This window comes from Acinetobacter sp. Colony158 (assembly GCF_019264745.1).
Lineage (GTDB): Bacteria > Pseudomonadota > Gammaproteobacteria > Pseudomonadales > Moraxellaceae > Acinetobacter > Acinetobacter ursingii.
In genome coordinates this window covers 930,726-930,949 of sequence record NZ_CP078523.1, presented here as the reverse complement: position 1 = coordinate 930,949, position 224 = coordinate 930,726, and positions in this window count along the sequence as shown.

Below are 224 nucleotides of genomic sequence, written 5' to 3'. Positions count from 1 at the left end.
ATGCAATTTGGTGATAACGAAGCGACTAAGCGTATTGTTCTACATCATGCAAGACGTGTGATTCTTCAGCATAAAGAAGAAATACAGAAGTTGGCTTATAAATGAGGCTGGACTTTTTTATTCTGTTTTTAGCTTGTCAAAATTTTAAAATATCTCACGACCGGACTACATCTATAACATTCATCCTACCGCACTGAGTAAAAGCCATTTTCTGATATGGACAA